The sequence below is a fragment of the Rhodococcus sp. NPDC019647 genome (genome assembly GCF_044389235.1).
GTDB lineage: Bacteria > Actinomycetota > Actinomycetes > Mycobacteriales > Mycobacteriaceae > Rhodococcus_F > Rhodococcus_F oxybenzonivorans.
Window position 1 is genome coordinate 116,187 of the sequence record NZ_JBIRXS010000008.1, and the last position, 16,972, is coordinate 133,158.

Here is a 16,972-nt window from a genome sequence, read left to right on the forward strand (position 1 = left end):
AGTGATATCGAACAGAGCCGGGCGGAAGTCAGCCCTGACCGGGAACCGCGTAGGGGTTGAGCAGCTCCGTTTTCATCTCCTCCGACGCCCCCTCCTCGGTCGCGGTGAAACCGTCGGCGGCGGGGAAGGATTCGGTCATCGAATGCGGCATGGCGCCATTGCGGTACAGGTTGTTCGAGCCCTCGGACGGCTTCCACGTATGCGGTTCCCAGTCCGGGACATAGTTCCGATATCCGCCCGAATTCAGTTCGATGCGCATCGAACTGGGCTCTCGGAAGTACAGGTAGTTCTGCTCCCCGATGCCGTGGATGGAGGGCCCGTATTCCATGCCTGTGCCGCGTTCCATCAGCACGTCCGCGCACAGCAGCAGCTCCTGATACGTGTCCACCCAGAACGCCACGTGATTGATCCGGCCGGCCCGATCGGAGGTGTCGAGAACTACGCCGAGATCGTGCGACTTCTCGTTGGTCGTCAAGACACCGAAGACGGTTATCGGCGCTTCCTCGAGATCGGTGAAGGCCATCGTGCGGAATCCGAGCACATCCGAGTACCAGGCGCAGAAGGCGCGCACGTCGGTTGCGGCGATCGTGACGTGGTCGAGAAAGCGGGGAGCGCCGGCATGTGCGGAGCGCTTCTCGGGCCGGTCCGGGTAGATCGACCTGAACTCCGGGTCCGCGTCGAACTTGTCCACCTCGTAGAACAGGCGCATCGGGTGGCCGTGCGGTCCGGTGAACTCGTAGGCCTTGCCGAAGCCGAACGTCCCGGCCGTCCACTCACCGGTGATCCCAGCTGCCTCGACCCGTTCGGCGGCCTGCTCGAGGGCCTCGGCACTGGTGGTGCGCCACGCCATCGTGCGCAGGGTGGGCTCGGGGCCTTCGACGAGGACGAGGCTGTACGTGTAGTAGTCGCCCCAGCAACGCAGATACACGCAGCCATCGTTCTCGTGGATAGCTCGCATCCCGAACTGCTCGACATAAAAGCGCGCCGATGCGGCGACATCCGGGGTGGTGATCTCGACATGACTGAGGTGGGACAACAGGTGGGGCACGATTTGATCCTTCTCAACGGTCGGGTGACTGTGGTGTGGATCACCAGTGTCGGGTCACCGAGCCGAAAGGGGAACAGGGTCTGGCACATACCAACTATCTACGGTGTCGATAGTTAGGTCGTGACACAGCATCGCGTCGTCACTGTCGGAACATCCCGGACGCGGAATGCCCCGTGCCAGGACAGTGCGCCCAGAGCCTGATATCGGCAGTCGCTGAGCGCGCAGAACGAGAAGTCCGTGGAAAGCACTTCCCGTAATCTCCGCGATCAAGGCCGTGATGCCTGCGACGATGAGGACGTGCTCAATTCCCGGGCGAAACGGCGGCTTCCGCGGCGAGTCGGCGTGCGGCTCGTGCCGCGGCCGGGAGGGCTGGTGTCCCCGGCGCCTCGTTTACTGCGCCGTCCGGTTCCGCATCGTGTTCAGATCGAGAATTTCGAACGTGCCGGTCTCCTGGAGGGGCTCTCGGGTTCGGACCGTGCTGCCCGGATCGGCGTGCTCGACACGCTGGTCGCGGAGAACGTGACGATCGACGAACTACGCGCCGCGACTCAGAGCAACCGGCTCGCTCACCTGTTGCTCGAGCATGCCTTGTCGCCGAAAGGCACGTACAGCATCGAGGAAATCTCGCAGCTGGCCGGTCTCACCGTCGAGGATGCCCGCCGTTGGTTTCGCGCCATCGGCAGGGGAGCGTCCGAGGACGGGGCGTACTACAACGACGGTGATGTGAGCCTTGCGCGAGGATTGAAGCAGTACCGAGTTCTGGGTCTCGACGAAGGTGGAATGTTCGCGGCCGCACGTGTCATGGGCCGCAATATCTGGACGTTGGCCGATGCCGCGGAGGCCCTCCTCCAGGACCGTCTCGCGGCAGCGGGTGATCACCCGGAAGTTGCCCTGCAGTATGCGGTGGAGGTGCGCCGCATCGCAGATTTCCAGGCACAGATACTCGCGCATATTCTTGCGACGAGCCTGCGTGAGCAACTGCGTTCGGACGCGGTCGGCATCGCCGGTGACTCGAACCTGCACATCCGGGGTTCTCAGCAGATCGGGGTGTGTTTCGCCGATCTCGTCGGGTTCACGCTGCTCGGCGAGCAGGGCGCGGCGGACGATCTGAGCCGGGTCGCGGAACGGCTCGACCGGCTGGCCACTGACCTGGTGGTCTCGCCTGTGCGATTGGTGAAGACGATCGGGGACGCGGTCATGCTGGTCTCGTGGGATGCCTCCGCGCTCGCGGGCGCCGCACTCGACCTCGTCGATGCCGCCCGTCTCGAAGGGTTGCCACCACTTCGGGCCGGCATCGACTGGGGAACCGCAGTGCCGAGCGCGGGCGACTGGTTCGGTCGACCGGTCAACATGGCGTCCCGTGTGGTGGCCGTCGCACCCGCCCACGAGGTGGTGGTCACCGGCGAGTTCTACGACGAACTGGACACCGACGACTTCTGGTGCGAACCGGCCGGCAGCCACAGGCTGAAGGGCATCGATTCGCCTCGAGAACTCTTCGCGATCGGCCGCAGATCCGTCGCCTGAGTAGGCACACGGGCTTGGTTGGCGCAACGACCTGGCTGCCGGCCGGGATCTGGGTGGCCGCCGGCTGGCCTGCTTCCTTCGATAGACATCGAAAGATGCAGGCGGAGAGTGGCATTCGTCCGAGAGAGACACCTTGGGGGACATTGCGCGGTGGGATAGGTCCTTGTTCCCTACTTCGAAGCGCCGCCATTGGTGCAGTCGCGCGGCACGGACAGTGCCGCGCTGCGCGGTGACCGAGTGCGGTCAGGTTCTAGATGAGATCCGCCGCTCGACAATCACGCGACTGTGTCAGCACCGAGGAACGCTGTCGGCTCTGCTCGATGGTGGCCACCTTCGCCCGGATCGCGACCGTGCCGGCCGTAGAGTTGGCGACCAGCCAGTTGTCCGCACCGGACCCGAGGTTGAGGCACGGGCACCGGAGGTGGAGCGGGGCCTCGCATGGCAGCCGCATCGGTGTGACATTCCTTCGTGTCACCCCGAAAGGTGGGATCAGTACCAGATTAGAACGTCCACGGCCTCTCTCTGAGAGGGGCGGGTCACCATCGAAAGCGATGCTGGAGGGACCGTAGCTCGGTCCTCGTTATGCGTCGTTTGCATCGAAGCGGCGGCGTGCGTCGTTGATGTGGTCCGAATGTGCGTATCCCCAGTCGATGACGCGCATGATGTGGTCCGACAGATCGCGGCCCAGCGGCGTGAGACTGTACTCGACGTGCTTGCGGGTGTCGACGACAACTGCCCGCTCGAGCAGTCCGTCACGTTCGAGCATACGAAGATTCTGCGTAAGTATTCGCTGCGACAGCGGATGCGACGGGTCCATCGCGTCGAGTAGCCGTCGGATCGTCGACGGACGGATCGGCCCGGTGCGTAAGATGACCAAAAGCCAGTTTCGCCAGTAGTTTCCGATGTGGCTGGTGACACCGACGACCGGAGCATGGCGATCCCACGCGAACTCGACAAGCTGTCCCGCCAAGTACTCGAACAGCTCTTCATAACCGTTCGATACGGTGGCGGCGCGTTCGAAGATGCCACGTACGTTGGTCATCATTCGATCTACGGCCGAAATTCGGTCGATTGCTTCCTCCGCGTCCATGGGTCACTTCCCTCGAGCCGATCCGGTCTGGCATTGGGGCTCCGCTATTGCTTCGCCGACGGCAGCACATCGAACTCACCGAACCCGATTGGCACGTAGTCCGGTACGGCGGCTATCCGGTTTTGCGTGACTGGTCGACGAGTTGCCCCTCGTGTGAATAGCTTTCATACGCCTCAGCCAGGTCCCGATACTTCCGGAATTCTCGAAGGTTGGTGTACTCGGAATTACGCACCCGGTCGACGAAGTCGGGATTCGAGATCTGTGCTCTACCGACTCCGATCAAGTCGAAATCGCCCTCTTTCAGCCCTTGTCGAACACGCTCGATATCATCTTCCACCTGCAACTTTGGATCCTGATTGTCGAAGACGTCACTTGCCAGGTCGGTAGACAATCCGACGCTGCCAATGGAGATGACCGGACGGTCGGTCATTGTCTTCACCCAGGCCGCCAGGCTCCGCCGAGAGTCCAGTTCCGGCCACGCGATCGCGTCGAATCTACGAGTAGATACATGGAAGAGGTCTGCACCCGACTCCTGCATCCGGACGAGAAACGGCTCCAGGTCGTCAGGACTCTGGGCAATTCTCGCACCGTAATCGACCTCCTTCCATTGGGAGAACCGAACCGAAATAATGAAATCCGGACCCGTCGCCGCACGGATAGCAGAGATGATTTCAGCGGGGTATGCAGCGCGATCAACTAATGTGTCGCCGCCGTACTCATCCTTGCGTCGGTTGGTTTCATGCCATAGAAAGAGATCTAGAAGGTAGCCATGGGCACAGTGCACCTCGATCCCGTGCGCGCCGAGCTTCTGGGCGATAATCGCGCTGTCCACATACGCATTCTTGGTGTCTTCGAGATCTTGCTTGGTCATCGCAATCCCATTGGTCCGGCCCTCTTGAACGAGACCTGATGGGCTCAGCGCAGGATGATCGGGGTATGGATTCGGAACACCATCGACAATGAGCCTCAGTGCCCCCGGATGCCACAGCTGCATCAGAAACGTCACGTCGCCTGTATCAAGCACCTCGCGGGCGACATGTCCCCATTCGTCGACCGTGTCACGTCCGATAATGCTGAATGCCGGCTGCCAATATCCCGCCGGATGATCTGGAGCCGCCCCTTCGGAAATGATAATCCCCGGACCGTCGTTGGCGGTATTTCGCAGCGTGTCCGCCATCCCCGTGGTGGGTTTGTAATCCCGTGAGCCCCGCTGCATAGCAGGAAGTACAAATCTATTTCGAACCGAAGCCGTATTGAGTAGCAGCGGCGAAAACAGCGGATCTGCCTCACCTGTAGTTTCCTCTGCACCTATCTTGCTGTCGAGAGTGCGCATTTACCCGCCTTTCGGTAACCGGATCAGAACGACGATCACGTTACGTGCGTCACATTCGAACGACAATGAGGCACTTTTTTGTTCGTAGGGGCCTGGAAGTGAATATCCATGCCGATCCGAGGTGATGTCATGGGCGGTGGGCACGGGATCAGCCCCCGGGTGGTGCGGTGTGTGGTTTGCACCTGCACCTGCACCACCCGGGTCGCAAGTCACAATCGGCACGGGCGAACGCGGGTGGGGAATTCATCTGGCCACCGGCGTTGAAAGCCGACGATTTCAGGTGGTGGTGGCGCCGATCTTGTCGTACCGCACCTCGCGCACCCGTTTCATCACCGACCGAAGCGGCTCGGGATCGCGCCCGGTGATCTGCTTGACGTGATGGCTCAGGAGCGCCTGATAGCCCTGCGCAACAGCGACTTCGGCGGACACCAATTCGTCGCTTGCCCACAGGTGGCCGTCCGGGCTGGGGGGCATCTTCGGATCATAGGTGCGAGGAATGCCGATCGAATCATAGAACGCAAGCCGCTCCGACTCGGTGATCCGCTGATAGTCGATCGGCGTCGAGTGAACCTCAGCGCCGAGCGCCGCGATCTGATGAAGATCCAACAACTCCGGGCCGGTGATCTCGTACACCGCGCCGGCGTGCCGGGCGGGATCCATCAGGCATGCGGCAGCGCTCCGTGCGACGTCGTCTTTCGCAACGGGAGCCAGGAACCCGTCCCCGGTTGCCTGAGACAAGACGCCGGAGTGCGCGGCCGGCGCCACCAGGATGTTGCTGACGATCTCCGAGTAGAGGGCATTCCGCAGGATGGTGTACTCGAGTCCGCAGGCGCGCAGATCCAGTTCCGTCTGATAGTGATCGATCGCCGACAGCGCAGGATTGCCCGGCTGCACACCGCCCACGGAGGTGTAGACAATGTGCCTGACGCCCGCTGTGCGGGCGGCATCAATTGCGCTGCGGTGCTCCGAAATCCGGCGACCGAGGTTGAGGCCGCTGATCAGGAACAGCGTGTCGCCGTCGGCGTAGGCTTTCTGGACAGTGGCGGGGTACTGGTAGTCGCTGTGCCGGATCTGAATGGTGTCGGATTCGAGACCGGACAGCTTCTCCGGTGTACGGGTGGTGAGTATCAGTTCTCGGTGCGGATCGGCGGCGAGCAACAGGCTCGTGACCCGCCGGCCCAGGTCGCCCGATGCTCCACTGATGACGATTCGACTCATGTGCGCTCCTTGTGATGCACGGCCCGTCGCTCTGGGCCGTCTTCGCGACACGAATTGTGACGCGGGCTACATCGGAACACTGTCTGGTGGCAACGGTACACACCCACGTTTGTCAGCCTGGCCATGCGCGGCGAGCATTGTCTGCGATCCATGTGTGGGACGTATGGGGTCGACCAATTTTGTGTCGTTGTGACGAGGCCCCCGTCGTCACATGCTTGTGGGGTCCGACGCGATCGCGATCATGTGCAGCAGTCTGATCGCGTTCTACCGAGTGAAGAGAGACATGACATGACGCAGCTCGCCAGCACGGAACTGCCGGAACGCGACAAGACCCAGGTGCCGGAGGCCGACCTCGTCGCCCGCGCGACGGCCCTCGTACCGCTCGTCAGGGAGTACGCGGAGCAGGGGACCAAGGATCGCCGCATTGCGCCGGAGGTGATCGACGCAATCGCTGACGCCGGCTTGTTCCATCTCTTGGTCCCCACACGCTGGGGCGGCCAGGGAGCGTCGTTCAAGACTGCCGTGGACGTGACAGCCGAGATCGCGCGCGGCGACGGCTCGACCGGATGGGTCACCGCACTCATGATGATTGCGACCGGCTTCGGCAGCACATTCTCCATGCAGGCTCAGGAAGACGTGTTCGGGGCGAACCCGAACGCGAAAATCTGCGGCATCTTCTCTCCGGGCGACCGCAGCGAACCCGTCGAGGGCGGTTACCTGGTGAGTGGCCGTTGGCCGTACGCTTCGGGATCCTTCGCGGCCCAGTGGGCGAGCGTGACGATCACGCTGGAGGACGGCGAGCAAGGAATGGCGCTCGTCCCCGCAGAAGCCTTCACCATCGAACCGACCTGGTTCGTCGCCGGCATGCAGGGAACGGGAAGCGACACCATCGTGCTCGAGGACCACTTCCTTCCGGAGTACCGCGTGCAGCGAGTGAAGGACATGTTCGCATCGAACTTCCGTTCCCCGTTCACCGAAGAGCGGATGGCGTCGGTGCCGTTCAACGCCGTGGCCGCCGGCATTCTGGTTGCTCCGCAGATCGGACTCGGACGTCATGCTCTCGAGCTGACACGTGCGAAACTCCCGAACAAGCCCGTTGCGTACACGGCCTACCCACATGCCAAGGAGTCACCGACACACCAGATCGGTGTCGCAAAGGCCGCCACCAAGCTGCGTCTCGCCGAGATGCTGATGACCGGCATGTGCGACGACATCGACACAGCCGCCGACAGCCACCAGCTGCCCAATCTGGAGGTGCTCGCGCGAATCCGTAACGACACGGGGGTGATCGCGGAGCTGGTCAAGGAAGAAATCGACTACCTCCTCACCGCCAACGGTGCCGGGTCGTTCGCCGATGTCAACGTGCTCGGACGGGTGTGGCGCGACAGCGAGACCGCGGCGCGGCACGCACTCGTTACTCCCGAGATCGGTCGCGAAGCGTACGGACGCCAGCTTCTCGGAAACGATGATCCCACCATCGGATTGTGAGATGACGATGACATCGGCAGCCGAGAGGAAGGTGTCCCGGGTGCTGAGTCCAGCCGACTACAGACGGGTCATGAGTCACGTCCCTACCAGCGTCGCGGTCATCACCGCGACGACTGGTGGGGAGCCCGCCGGAATGACCGTCGGTACCTTCACTTCCGTCTCGCTCGACCCGCCGTTGGTGGCCTTCTACGTGGACTTGGGTTCGACAACCTGGCCGGTGCTGGCCGAGGCCGAATACTTCGGGATCAACATCCTGGGGTCGGGGTGCGGAGAGGTGTGTCGGGCGTTCTCGCGACGCGGGCAGGATCGCTTCGCCGGTGTGGCGTGGAAACCATCCGAGCGGGGCGTGCCCCTCCTCGAGGACGCGATCGTCACGGTGGAGTGCTCGCCGCACCGAGTCGACCGCATCGGCGACCACCTACAGGTGGTGGGCGAAGTAGAAGACCTGATTCAGCAGAGCATCGACGAACCGTTGATCTTTCTGCGGGGCGGTTTCGTCGACATGTCAGCGATCGCGGGACGGGCGGTGGATGCGTGATCTCCGAACACGTCGAGATTCAGCTCGAACCGGGAGCCGGCAGGGATCTCGAGGCAGCATTCGACGAGATCCGGGCGTTGCTTCTGGCAGCGCCCGGATGCACGGAGGCCACTCTGTCCCGGAGTGTGGATCGAGCCGAGACGTATCTCCTTCGGGCGCTGTGGAACCGGCTCGAGGATCACACGGAGGTATTCGCCGTGTCGCCTGCCGGAACGCGCGTCCGCAAGCTGATCCAGCCGCTGTGCTCCGCCGCACCACGGGTTACCCACTACGAGCACTGAAGTCGTCACGTCGTCGTGGCGATCCCGTGTCGCCACGAGGCATACGCGAAAGCTATTACTGGGGCGACAGATTTATATTTGCCGAATAGACCGATGGGGTCGACACTGTTGTGTAGGACATAGCGACCGCCCCCCACTAGCCCTGGACGCAACGGTTCGCAACCACCCCGACCCACGAAGGATTCTCGTCATGATCGAGGTCAAAATAGATTTCGCGCGGTGTGACGCCAACGGCACCTGCGCCGCCCTCATGCCCGACGTGTTCCAGATCGCCGACAACGGACTTCTCGAGCAGCTCGCGACGACCGTGGCGGACGATCGGGACCAGGACCTCGACGAGGTCATCCTCTGCTGCCCGATGGGGGCGATCTCGCGCGCATGAGCACACTCCACGCATTCGATCCCTTTGCACCCGACTCGCCCACCCACATTGGTGGCGCCGCGGACGGCGCGTCGCTCGTACAAGGCGACTACGGATACGCCGTCCTCGACTTCGACCTTGCGACAAAGGTTCTGCGGGACAACCGCTTCACCAATGCCGCACTGACCTTGATGGAGCAGTTCGGCATCACCGACGGACCCGTCCACGATTTCCGTGCCAAGAGTCTGATCATGGCTGAAGGCCCCCGCCACATGCGGCTCCGTACCCCGTTGGCGCGATTCATGGGACCCACGACGGTAGAGGACATCCGCACAGTCCTGCGCGGCATCATCGAAGACATCGATCCGGGAAAGGGCGCCACAGGACCCGTCGATTTCCACGCCGCCGTCGACCAGAAGATCCCCGCGAGGGTGTACTGCCATCTGGCGGGCGCACCGGCCGAGGACGCCCCCGTCGTGGCCAGTCTGTCGGCGCGGACACTCGCTCTCCTACAGCGCGATCCGAGTCTCACCGCGTCGATCCTGGAGGCGTACGACGAGTTGTTCGCCTACCTTGACGGCCTGATCACGCGCAAGCGACAGGCCGGACTCGGTGACGACATGCTGTCCTTCCTCATCCGTCAGAGTGACGAAGGAAAGCTGACCGATGATGAACTGCTCAGCGAAGCGACAGCGATGCTCGAGGCCAGTTCCGTGAACACGGCGCATCAGACCGGTCTCGTGGTGTGGACGCTGCTCCGCGACAGGGCGGCGTGGGCAAGGCTGATCGAGGACCAGTCGCTGATCCCCGCCGCCGTTGTCGAGGCGTGCAGGCTGTACCCCCGCCCCGGCATCGTCAGCAAGATCGCGTCGATTGACATCGAACTCGACGGCACGACCATTCCCGCCGGGTCCGACGTGCATGTCGCCGTCTGGTCGGCGAACCGTGATCCGAAGCGCTTCGAGCAGCCCGACGCGTTCGACCTCGACCGAGAGCGGAACCAGCCCTTGACATTCAGCACCGGCCTGCACGGATGCCTGGGTCAGAGTCTGGCGAAGGTAGAGATGGAGGAAGTGGTGCGCTACCTTGCGGACCGCTACCCCAACGCCGTCGTCGTAGACGGCGGGACCGATATCGGACACGCCGGTGGCAGGTGGCTGGTCGGATCCCTCGCCGTGGACCTCGACCCCTCGACGACGGCGGCAATGTCGTGACCAACGACTTCCCGTCGCTGACCGAGCAGCTCGCCGCGTTCTGGACTCGAACCCGCTATGACGATCTGCCGCACGATGTCGTCGCCGGAATCAAGGACCACATCCTCGACACTCTCGCCGTTGCACTGGTGGGCACGACGAAGCCCGAAGTACGGAGAGTCACCGACGCGCTGTCGCGTTTCTCGGCCGGCGACGACGGCAGCCTGGTGTGGGGAACCGGTACACGCCTCGCCCCGGCGCAGGCAGCGCTGGTCAACGGAACATCCGCTCATGCACGGGACTTCGACGACGGAGGTGGCCCCGGCCACGCCGGGTCGACCGTGCTACCCGCGGCGCTCGCGGTAGCCGAAAGGACCGGGAGTACCGGTCGGGAGCTCATCGCCGCCACGGTCGCCGGCTACGACGTCGGGTACCGAACCCTGCAGGCGGTCGGTGGATTCGGGGCGCACACGGATCGGGGATGGCATTCCAGCGGTACGATGGGCAGCTTCGCTGCCGCAGCCGCGGCGGCGAAATGCCTGGGGGCGGACGAGAATGCTTTCGCCGACGCGCTCGGCATCGCCGGATCGTTCACCGGTGGCGTGTGGGCGTTCATCGACGACGGTGCCTTGACCAAGCGTCTGCATCCCGGGAAGGCCGGTGAGACGGGTGTCGACGCCGCGGTGCTGGCAGCCGGGGGCATCACCGGTCCCCGGCGAATATTCGAGGCGAAGTGGGGCGGTCTCTACTCTGTTCTCGCCGGCGGAACCGGGCATTCCAGTCGGGCTTTGCAGGGGCTGGGAACCGACTTCAACGTCGCGTCGTCCTATCTCAAGCCCTACGCGTGTTGCCGCGGCTGTCATTCGAGCGTCGACGTGGTGAAGGATCTGATGTCGGCGAGGGGGCTGACGCCGGAAGATGTGTCCTCCGTAGTGATCACTGCGGGCACGACCGCGGTGAATATGCTGTCGGTGTACCCGATCGATACGGTGTTCGACGCCCAGTTCAGCCTTCCCTACGCGGTGAGCCTCGCGCTGTGCGGACGCGCTCTGGGCCTCGACGACTACGACCCGCCGCGGCTGAACGATCCGCGGATCGCGGCGACATTCGACAAGGTCTCCATGCGCGTCAACGACTCCATCGACATCGAAGACGGCCCCCGGCTGGATATCGAGTTGACCAACGGTGAATCCCTCGTGCTCGAGGCCGGCAACCCGACTTATGCCCGTGGGTCCGCGCACAATCCGATGACACACGACGAGGTGGTCGCGAAGGCAACGCTCTTGCTCGAACCGCTCGGAGGCGACATCGCCGCCCGGCTCGTGTCCGCCGTCGAATTTCTCGACGACGCGCCCAATCTTTCCGAACTGCTGTCCGTTCTCGCCGCCGAAAGGGTGCCGACACCATGACTTCCCCAGAAAAGATCGAACGCACGGAGGTCATCTCGGCCGAACCGATCGAGGCGATGGCGGCCCTGCTGGACATCGACGTGCCCCACGCGATCGGTGACGAGGTGCCACCGATCTGGCATTGGCTCCACCTGCTTCCCCGCGACGCCGAGAGCGACCTCGGTGAGGACGGCCACTCCATGGTCGGAATCCCCGCGCCCCCCGGCGTCGGGCGTCGCCGGATGTTCGGCGGTGGCCGCGTCACCACCTTCGGTAGCCTGCGTATCGGCGAGCCGGCTACCAAGGTGACGTCCATCGCCAAGTCCGTGGACAAGGTGGGACGCACCGGCGCCTTGACACTGGTCACCGTTCTTCAGGAGATCACGCAGGCCGGTGAACTGATCATCCGCGAAGAGCAGGACATCGTGTACCGCGAGGGCGGATCGACTCCGCTTCCCACGCCCGCTCCGGCGACCGACACGATCGACGGCCCGACGCTGTCCCTCGCCGTCGACGAAAAACTACTGTTCCGCTTCTCGGCGCTGACCTACAACGCGCATCGCATTCACTATGATCTCGACTGGTGCCGTCGAGAGGGCTACGACGGACTGGTGATTCATGGACCGTTGCTGGCCTTCATGATGGCCGAGCACATGCGACGGCAGGAATTGTCGTTGCAGGGTAAAACATTCGGCTACCGCCTGGTGTCGCCGATGACGCGCCCGCAGACGTTCACCGTGGTCCCGCAGGCCGAGGGCTTGGCACACGGCGCCGAAGCACGCAGCGCCGCCGGCATCGTGTGCGCCACCAGCACGGTGACCGGAAGCTGACCGCCATGTCCACCACAACGGACGTCCTCATCGTCGGGGGATCGGTGGCGGCAATCCGAGCGGCCGAAACTGTTGCTCGTCGTGCACCTGACCTCACCGTCACCATTGTCAGCGACGAAGCACACGCCCCGTACGAGCGGCCTCCACTGTCGAAGGTGGGGCTCGGTGACAACCTGGATCTCGAGACCCTGACATATCCATCCGTGGCGGATCTGCACGCACGTGGGGTGGAGTTCGCTCTCGACACGCGTGCCACCGCGCTGGATGTGAACGGCCGCCGCGTTGTCACGTCGAACGGCGACATCGAGTACGGCGCCGTCGTCGTCACCACCGGGTGCGAACCCATCTTCCCGGACATGTTCCGCGGACTACCGGATGTGTTCACGCTCAGGCGGTACTCCGACGCGGAAGCTCTGCGTGCCGCGGTGTCCGACCGCACCACCTCGGTGGCTGTGATCGGCGCCGGTTTCATCGGCGGAGAGTTCGCGTCCACCCTGGCCAAGGACGGCCGGGACGTCACCATTGTGGACCTCGCGGAGAAACCCCTCGGGCGCTTCGGTGCTCAGGCTGCGGCCGTGTACGCAGACCTGCACCGGGATTCGGGTGTGACATTGCGCCTCGGTGACGCGGTCGTCGGCGTCGGCGTCGAGAACAGTGCGGCTGGCCGCGTGCTTCGCCTCGCCGATGGGGACACCGTAGCGGCCGACGTCATCCTCGTCGGCATCGGTGTGCGCCCGTCGACCGAATGGCTCGACAATTCCGGAGTAACCTTGAACAACGGTGTCGTGTGCGACGCGCACCTGCGGGCGGCGGATCGTGTGTACGCGGCCGGTGACGTGGTGTGCTGGCCGAACGGCCGGTTCGGTACCTCGATGCGAGTCGAGCACTGGACCAACGCCGCGGAACAGGGACGTGTCGCGGGAACCAATGCTGCCAATGCGGTGTCCGGTCTGCCGCCCGTGGAATGCGCCACGGTTCCCTACTTCTGGTCGGATCAACATGGTGTCCGCATTCAGTTCTCGGGATATCTGACCGGCGCCGAGGACATCGTCGAGAGCAGGACGCCGGGCGGCTCGATATTCGTATACAAGCTCGGAGAGACAGTGACCGGAGTGCTGGCATTCGAACGTCGCGCCGAATTCGTCAAACTTCGAGGGATGCTGCGACACGAAACTCCCTGGGATGCAGTTCAGGACATGCTCCCCGTCGGATCTTCACTCGTCTGATCCGGGTTTGCGGGGTCGGCAAGGTCGAGCGTCCGGAGAACGTCGAAGAACCGCTCGGCGACGGGTGTGATGACGCCGTCGCGGCGCCTCACCACGCCGAGTGGTAGATCTGGCCATCCTCCTTCGACGGGAACTTGTGCCACACCGGGATGCTGTTCGGCCAGCTCTCGGCTGAGGACGGACACCCCGACACCGGCAGTGACGAGGCTGGCGGCCGTTTCCACGGTCGGCACCGACACCACCGACGCCGGGCTTCCTCCTGCTGCCGCGAAGCGGTCGTCGAGCAACCGGGACAAGCTCCGTGCACCCGGTAGCCGTGACGGAAGGACCCACCGTTCGCGTCGGAGGTCGGACAGGTGCACTCGGTCCTGCGTTGCGAGCCATGACGAGTGCGGCACGACAAGAGTCAGCGACGAGTGGGCGATGATCGTCGTGGAGAACGCGACATCGTTGACACTCGGCAGCGGCTCCTCGACGAGAACGGGGACGACAGTGAGGTCGAGGAGGCCGTTCGACAAATTACCCAGCAGCACTTGGGGATTGGCATCGGTCAGGTGCAGAGTGACGCGCGGGTGTTCGGAGAGGAAGGCGGCAACGGCGGCACCGACGATGCGCCACATCCCTATCGGCTCCGCGCCGATCCGAAGATCACCTTCGAGGCCCTGTCCCATCGACCGAAGGGCGGCGGTGATTCTGTGTTCCTCGGCGACGAGGCGCCGGCCGGCGCTCTGCAGATAGCGGCCGGCATCGGTCAGGGCGATGCCGCGAGGGTGCCGGTCCAGCAGGCGAACGCCGAGTTCGTTCTCCAGCTTCGTCATTGCGCTGCTGAGAGGAGGTTGCGAGAGATGCAGAATGCGTGCCGCCTCGGTGATGGACCCGGCCTCCGCCACGGCCAGAAAGTACTTGACGCTCCGGATGTCCATGCGCCGAGTGTATGGCAACGGTGCCGCATTGGTATTGGCCTTCCGAGGCCGAGTGAAGGATTGTAAATACCGGAGCGATAACTCGAAGTTGTCGTGAACGCAGTACGGAGGAATCGTGCACACAGAGCAGCAGGTGACAGTCGTCGGAGCCGGACCGGCCGGTTTGCTGATCGCACTGGGTTTGGCTCAGCAGGGAATCAGCGTATCGGTGGTCGAGCGTGCAGCGGCGTTGCAGGACACGCCGCGGGCGATCGTCTACCACTGGTCGACCCTGGACGGCCTGACACGACTCGGCTTGTTCGAGAAGGCAAGTAAGGCAGGCTTCCTCAAGCAGGACTATGCGTATCGGGTTCGAGACACCGGAGAGATCATCCCGTACGGACTGGCTGCCCTGAACGGCAGAGTCCGGCTGCCGTACAACCTCCATCTGGGGCAGGGTGCGCTGGCCAAGGTTATCCTCGAGGAACTCGACACGCTCGACAACGCACGGGTGCTGTGGGGCCACGAGGTCACTGGCATCCATCAGGACGAGTCCGACGTGACAGTCTCCGTGCGCGGAGCGGACGGAGACACGGTTCTGCGGTCGCAGTGGCTGGTCGGAGCGGACGGCGCAAGCTCGACCGTGCGTCGCACGCTCGACCTGGACTTCGAAGGTATGACCTGGCCCGAACGCTTCGTGGCCACGAATGTCCGCTTCCCGGACGACCGCGCCGGCTGGGCCCAGTCCACGTTCTACGTCGACGACGTCTACGGGGCCATTATCGCGAAGATCGACGAGTCCGGTGATCACGGAATGTGGCGTTACACCTATATGGAGGATGCCTCGCTTCCCGCCGACTCCATCGATGAACGCATGCCGCGGTTCCTGTCCGCCGTGTTCGGACCCGACGTGGCTGCCCGGACCGAGGTGGTCGCGTCGTCGCCGTATCGGATGCACCAGCGTTCCGCGTCCTCGTTCCGGGTGGGCAGGGTGCTTCTCGCCGGTGACGCCGCGCACGCAACCAATCCGACGGGCGGGCTCGGGCTGACCATGGGCTTGTTCGATTCGTACGCGCTCATCGAGTGTCTCGGGGCTGTGGCGCAGCGCCGCGCCGACGAGAAGGTGCTGACCGCATACGCAGACCAGCGTCGGGCCGCATTCGTCGAGAAGGCAAGTCCGCGCGCGTCGGCGAACAAGAAGCTGCTCTTTCACTCGTCGGATCCGGTCAAGCGCGATCACGACCTCGAGATGTTCCGGCGCATGTCCCGTGACCCGGAATTCGCCGCGGAAGTTCTCTATTTCACCAAGACGCTCGAAAGTCCGTCTCTGCTCTCCTCCGTGTAGGAGGCGTCACCTCGGACGCTACTCGAAACGAAAGAACAAGCATATGAATCCCCTCGATGGGCTCACGGTCGTGTCGTTGGAGCAGGCGGTGGCCGCCCCCTTCGCCACTCGACAATTGGCCGACCTCGGCGCCCGTGTCATCAAGATCGAACGACCGGTCGTCGGCGATTTCGCGCGAGGCTACGATGAGACCGTCAACGGTCTTGCCAGTCATTTCGTGTGGTTGAACCGATCCAAAGAGTCTGTGGCCCTGGATCTCAAGAGTGAGCAGGGCAGAGAAGTGGTGCAGGCCCTGGTCGACCGGGCCGACGTCTTCGTTCAGAATCTGGCCCCCGGGGCGGCGGATCGGCTGGGCTTGGGCGCCGAGGAACTCCGTGCCCGGAATCCGCGGTTGATCCACGTTTCCATCTCGGGGTACGGAACCGGTGGGCCGTACTCGGCGAAGAAGGCGTACGACCTGCTCGTTCAGTGCGAGGCCGGCCTGGTATCCATCACCGGTACCGAGGACGAACCGTCCAAGGTCGGTATCTCCATCGCTGATATCGCCTCGGGGATGTACGCGTACTCGGGTGTGCTCACTGCCGTGATCAAACGGGAGCGGACCGGTGAGGGCGCCACGATCGAGGTGTCGATGCTCGAAGCGTTGTCGGAATGGATGGGCTTTCCGCTGAACTACGCGATGTACGGCGGGGCGTCCCCCTCCCGAACGGGGGCCCGGCATGCGGCGATCGCTCCATACGGTCCCTTCACGTGCGGCGACGGCGAACAGGTCTTCCTTGGTATTCAGAACGAACGGGAATGGGCGACGTTCTGCACCTTCCTCGGATCGCCGGAGCTGGCGCGAGACGAGCGCTTCGTGCGCAACTCCCTGCGTGTCGAGCACAACGCGGAGTTGCGCGCCGTAATCGAGGGGGTCTTCCACGCCTTCACAGCCGAGCGGGTGGCCGAGCTACTGGAAGTGTCGGGAATCGCCAACGCTCTGCTGCGCACCATGGACGGTCTCGCGGAGCATCCGCAGCTCGAAGCGCGGGGCAGGTGGCGGACCTACCAGTCGCCGGTCGGGGAGCTGCGCGCCCTGATTCCGCCCGTCACCATGTCCGATTCGACCCCCGTCATGGGGCCGATCCCGGACGTTGGGCAGCACACCGAGGCAATTCTGGCGGAATTCGGGATCGCACCCGAATCCACGGTCCTGGCGGGGTTCTGA

At 63.8% G+C, this 16,972-nt stretch carries 17 protein-coding genes; 11 read left to right on the top strand and 6 right to left on the bottom strand.

The window, feature by feature from the left end; translation table 11 throughout:
- Nucleotides 1-28: 28 nt before the first annotated feature.
- Nucleotides 29-1,048 carry a VOC family protein gene (locus tag ACH49N_RS17605; protein WP_358273430.1) on the bottom strand — a complete coding sequence of 340 codons (1,020 nt, stop codon included), beginning with the start codon at nucleotides 1,046-1,048 and terminating at the stop codon, nucleotides 29-31.
- Between the two features lie 372 nt (nucleotides 1,049-1,420).
- Between ACH49N_RS17605 and ACH49N_RS17610 the strand changes: the two genes are divergently transcribed.
- Nucleotides 1,421-2,572, top strand: coding sequence for an adenylate cyclase regulatory domain-containing protein (locus ACH49N_RS17610; RefSeq protein ID WP_358273590.1), 1,152 nt, complete (start codon nucleotides 1,421-1,423; stop codon nucleotides 2,570-2,572).
- Nucleotides 2,573-2,822: 250 nt separating this feature from the next.
- Here ACH49N_RS17610 and ACH49N_RS17615 read toward each other — a convergent pair whose 3' ends face one another.
- From ACH49N_RS17615 to ACH49N_RS17630, 4 genes are all read right to left on the bottom strand, one after another.
- Nucleotides 2,823-3,023, bottom strand: a complete 201-nt coding sequence (locus ACH49N_RS17615) for a hypothetical protein (RefSeq protein WP_358273429.1) — start codon at nucleotides 3,021-3,023, stop codon at nucleotides 2,823-2,825.
- A 129-nt stretch (nucleotides 3,024-3,152) separates the two neighbouring features.
- Nucleotides 3,153-3,662, bottom strand: a complete 510-nt coding sequence (locus ACH49N_RS17620; RefSeq protein ID WP_358273428.1) for a helix-turn-helix domain-containing protein — start codon at nucleotides 3,660-3,662, stop codon at nucleotides 3,153-3,155.
- 112 nt (nucleotides 3,663-3,774) lie between these two features.
- Entirely contained in the window at nucleotides 3,775-4,995 is a 1,221-nt protein-coding gene (locus ACH49N_RS17625; RefSeq protein ID WP_358273426.1) for a 12-oxophytodienoate reductase, read from the bottom strand.
- A gap of 276 nt (nucleotides 4,996-5,271) precedes the next feature.
- Nucleotides 5,272-6,213 carry an NAD(P)H-binding protein gene (locus ACH49N_RS17630; RefSeq protein WP_358273425.1) on the bottom strand — a complete coding sequence of 314 codons (942 nt, stop codon included), beginning with the start codon at nucleotides 6,211-6,213 and terminating at the stop codon, nucleotides 5,272-5,274.
- A gap of 288 nt (nucleotides 6,214-6,501) precedes the next feature.
- Here ACH49N_RS17630 and ACH49N_RS17635 point away from each other — a divergent pair, with 288 nt between their 5' ends.
- From ACH49N_RS17635 to ACH49N_RS17670, 8 genes are all read left to right on the top strand, one after another.
- Nucleotides 6,502-7,701: an acyl-CoA dehydrogenase family protein gene (locus ACH49N_RS17635; RefSeq protein WP_358273423.1), complete on the top strand. Its 1,200-nt coding sequence runs from the start codon at nucleotides 6,502-6,504 to the stop codon at nucleotides 7,699-7,701.
- Nucleotides 7,702-7,771: 70 nt separating this feature from the next.
- Nucleotides 7,772-8,239 carry a flavin reductase family protein gene (locus tag ACH49N_RS17640; protein ID WP_358273422.1) on the top strand — a complete coding sequence of 156 codons (468 nt, stop codon included), beginning with the start codon at nucleotides 7,772-7,774 and terminating at the stop codon, nucleotides 8,237-8,239.
- On the top strand, nucleotides 8,236-8,520 hold the full coding sequence (locus ACH49N_RS17645) for an antibiotic biosynthesis monooxygenase (RefSeq protein WP_358273420.1): 285 nt from the start codon (nucleotides 8,236-8,238) through the stop codon (nucleotides 8,518-8,520). Before ACH49N_RS17640 ends, ACH49N_RS17645 begins: the two co-directional genes overlap by 4 nt.
- Nucleotides 8,521-8,710: 190 nt before the next feature.
- On the top strand, nucleotides 8,711-8,902 hold the full coding sequence (locus tag ACH49N_RS17650) for a ferredoxin (RefSeq protein ID WP_358273418.1): 192 nt from the start codon (nucleotides 8,711-8,713) through the stop codon (nucleotides 8,900-8,902).
- Nucleotides 8,899-10,095: a cytochrome P450 gene (locus ACH49N_RS17655; protein ID WP_358273416.1), complete on the top strand. Its 1,197-nt coding sequence runs from the start codon at nucleotides 8,899-8,901 to the stop codon at nucleotides 10,093-10,095. Before ACH49N_RS17650 ends, ACH49N_RS17655 begins: the two co-directional genes overlap by 4 nt.
- Nucleotides 10,092-11,483, top strand: a complete 1,392-nt coding sequence (locus ACH49N_RS17660) for an MmgE/PrpD family protein (RefSeq protein ID WP_358273414.1) — start codon at nucleotides 10,092-10,094, stop codon at nucleotides 11,481-11,483. Before ACH49N_RS17655 ends, ACH49N_RS17660 begins: the two co-directional genes overlap by 4 nt.
- Nucleotides 11,480-12,292, top strand: a complete 813-nt coding sequence (locus ACH49N_RS17665) for a MaoC family dehydratase N-terminal domain-containing protein (protein WP_358273413.1) — start codon at nucleotides 11,480-11,482, stop codon at nucleotides 12,290-12,292. Before ACH49N_RS17660 ends, ACH49N_RS17665 begins: the two co-directional genes overlap by 4 nt.
- A 5-nt stretch (nucleotides 12,293-12,297) precedes the next feature.
- Complete coding sequence (locus tag ACH49N_RS17670; protein ID WP_358273412.1) at nucleotides 12,298-13,518, top strand: FAD-dependent oxidoreductase; 1,221 nt, start codon at nucleotides 12,298-12,300, stop codon at nucleotides 13,516-13,518.
- Here ACH49N_RS17670 and ACH49N_RS17675 read toward each other — a convergent pair.
- The gene (locus tag ACH49N_RS17675; RefSeq protein WP_358273410.1) at nucleotides 13,482-14,441 is read right to left on the bottom strand and encodes a LysR family transcriptional regulator; all 960 of its coding nucleotides are present in this window, start codon (nucleotides 14,439-14,441) and stop codon (nucleotides 13,482-13,484) included. The two genes, ACH49N_RS17670 and ACH49N_RS17675, sit on opposite strands and share 37 nt — an antisense overlap.
- Nucleotides 14,442-14,556: 115 nt before the next feature.
- On the opposite strand from ACH49N_RS17675, the gene ACH49N_RS17680 reads away from it, so the two are divergent.
- Nucleotides 14,557-15,765 (top strand): NAD(P)/FAD-dependent oxidoreductase, encoded by a 1,209-nt coding sequence (locus ACH49N_RS17680; protein WP_358273408.1) that lies wholly within the window; start codon nucleotides 14,557-14,559, stop codon nucleotides 15,763-15,765.
- Nucleotides 15,766-15,808: 43 nt separating this feature from the next.
- Nucleotides 15,809-16,972, top strand: coding sequence for a CaiB/BaiF CoA-transferase family protein (locus tag ACH49N_RS17685; RefSeq protein ID WP_358273407.1), 1,164 nt, complete (start codon nucleotides 15,809-15,811; stop codon nucleotides 16,970-16,972).

Excerpts from the sequence above, each read along its gene's own strand:
- ACH49N_RS17615 (WP_358273429.1), bottom strand. The coding sequence starts at position 3,023 with ATGCGGCTGCCATGCGAGGCCCCGCTCCACCTCCGGTGCCCGTGCCTC.
- ACH49N_RS17620 (WP_358273428.1), bottom strand. The coding sequence starts at position 3,662 with ATGGACGCGGAGGAAGCAATCGACCGAATTTCGGCCGTAGATCGAATG.
- ACH49N_RS17625 (WP_358273426.1), bottom strand. The coding sequence starts at position 4,995 with ATGCGCACTCTCGACAGCAAGATAGGTGCAGAGGAAACTACAGGTGAG.
- ACH49N_RS17630 (WP_358273425.1), bottom strand. The coding sequence starts at position 6,213 with ATGAGTCGAATCGTCATCAGTGGAGCATCGGGCGACCTGGGCCGGCGG.
- ACH49N_RS17635 (WP_358273423.1), top strand. The coding sequence starts at position 6,502 with ATGACGCAGCTCGCCAGCACGGAACTGCCGGAACGCGACAAGACCCAG.
- ACH49N_RS17640 (WP_358273422.1), top strand. The coding sequence starts at position 7,772 with ATGAGTCACGTCCCTACCAGCGTCGCGGTCATCACCGCGACGACTGGT.
- ACH49N_RS17650 (WP_358273418.1), top strand. The coding sequence starts at position 8,711 with ATGATCGAGGTCAAAATAGATTTCGCGCGGTGTGACGCCAACGGCACC.
- ACH49N_RS17655 (WP_358273416.1), top strand. The coding sequence starts at position 8,899 with ATGAGCACACTCCACGCATTCGATCCCTTTGCACCCGACTCGCCCACC.
- ACH49N_RS17665 (WP_358273413.1), top strand. The coding sequence starts at position 11,480 with ATGACTTCCCCAGAAAAGATCGAACGCACGGAGGTCATCTCGGCCGAA.
- ACH49N_RS17670 (WP_358273412.1), top strand. The coding sequence starts at position 12,298 with ATGTCCACCACAACGGACGTCCTCATCGTCGGGGGATCGGTGGCGGCA.
- ACH49N_RS17675 (WP_358273410.1), bottom strand. The coding sequence starts at position 14,441 with ATGGACATCCGGAGCGTCAAGTACTTTCTGGCCGTGGCGGAGGCCGGG.
- ACH49N_RS17685 (WP_358273407.1), top strand. The coding sequence starts at position 15,809 with ATGAATCCCCTCGATGGGCTCACGGTCGTGTCGTTGGAGCAGGCGGTG.